General features: G+C 55.3%; 1 protein-coding gene and 1 pseudogene (1 of these 2 cut by a window edge). Both read right to left on the bottom strand.

Annotated features, from left to right (window positions below; all coding sequences use genetic code 11):
* A partial coding sequence (locus tag CMG77_RS10515; protein ID WP_286904386.1) for a GTP-binding protein occupies positions 1 to 270 on the bottom strand: 270 nt, incomplete at its 3' end.
* Between the two features lie 35 nt (positions 271 to 305).
* A pseudogene (gene fusA / locus CMG77_RS10510) lies at positions 306 to 1,699 on the bottom strand (elongation factor G) (it continues 148 nt past the right edge of the window).

Raw genomic sequence — 1,699 nt, 5'->3', positions numbered from 1 at the left:
CACATAGTCGGCGTGGCCCGGGCAGTCTACGTGCGCGTAGTGACGGGTCGGTGAATCGTACTCTACGTGAGAGGTCGCAATGGTGATACCACGCTCACGCTCTTCCGGCGCATTGTCGATGCCGTCAAAGGCCATGGCAGAACCACTACCCCAGACTTCGNANCACACGCGGGTCAGAGCCGCGGTCAGCGTGGTTTTACCGTGGTCAACGTGACCGATGGTGCCCACATTGACGTGGGGCTTACTGCGTTCAAACTTTTCTTTTGCCACTGTCTTCTTCCTCTAGAATGTCTGCAAATCAGAAATTAATCGTCTTTAGCCACTTTGCTCTTGGCAATCACTTCATCGGCTACGTTACGCGGAGCCTCCGCATAGCCTTTGAACTCCATCGCGTAGGTTGCGCGNCCCTGAGTGGCCGAGCGCAGATCCGTCGCATANCCAAACATCTCCGCNAGAGGTACCTCAGCGTTAACAATCTTGCCGGATACACCTTCTTCCATGCCCTGAATCATGCCGCGACGACGGTTGAGATCACCAACCACGTCACCCATGTTCTCTTCAGGNGTCACAACNTCCACCTTCATGACCGGCTCAAGCAGTACCGCACCGCCCTGCTGCGCCAANTTCTTGGTNGCCATCGAGGCAGCAATTTTAAAGGCCATCTCGTTGGAGTCAACATCGTGGAANGAACCATCGTACAGAGTGGCCTTCAGGCCCAGCAGNGGATAGCCNGCCAGAACACCGTTCTGCATCTGCTCAGAAATACCTTTCTGTACCGCCGGGATGTATTCCTTCGGAACGGCACCNCCCACGATTTCGTTGACAAATTCCAGACCTTCGGCGTCCTCGTCCTGGCCTGGNTCNAACCGGATCCAGACGTGACCGTACTGACCGCGACCACCGGACTGACGAACAAACTTGCCTTCAATTTCGCACTTATTGCGGATGGCNTCACGATAGGCCACCTGCGGCTTACCGATGTTCGCCTCAACCTTGAACTCGCGACGCATACGGTCAACGATGATNTCCAGGTGAAGCTCACCCATACCACCGATGATGGTCTGGCCACTCTCTTCGTCTGTTCTGACGCTGAAGGAGGGGTCTTCCTGAGCCAGNTTGCCCAGAGCCACACCCATCTTCTCNTGGTCNGCCTTGGTTTTCGGCTCAACCGCNACGTGAATTACCGGATCCGGGAATTCCATACGNTCCAGGGTAATNACATGGTTCGGATCGCACAGNGTGTCACCGGTAGTNACGTCNTTNAGACCNACGGCTGCGGCGATATCACCGGACAGCACTTCNTTGATCTCTTCGCGGTTGTTGGAGTGCATCTGCACCATACGGCCNACACGCTCTTTCTTGCNTTTCACNGGATTGAACACCGAATCACCGGAGTTCAACTTACCGGANTAAACCCGNAAGAACGTCAGCGTGCCCACNAAGGGGTCGGTNGCAATCTTGAACGCCAGAGCGGCAAACGGCGCATCNTCNTCGGCTTCGCGNNTCTCNACNGTATCTTTACCGTCATCNAGNANACCNTCGATNGCACGAACNTGGTTNGGAGCCGGNAGNTANTCAATCACNGCNTCNANCANCGCCTGAACNCCCTTNTTNTTNAANGCNGANCCNCCCAGAACCGGNACAATTTCNTTGGCNANGGTACGNGCNCGNATGCCNGCCTTGATTTCNTCGTTNNTCA

The sequence above is a fragment of the Marinimicrobium sp. genome, assembly GCF_002695945.1.
GTDB lineage: Bacteria > Pseudomonadota > Gammaproteobacteria > Pseudomonadales > Cellvibrionaceae > Marinimicrobium > Marinimicrobium koreense.
The sequence above is the reverse complement of the archived record's forward strand: the minus strand, read 5'-3'. Positions and strand labels throughout refer to the sequence as shown.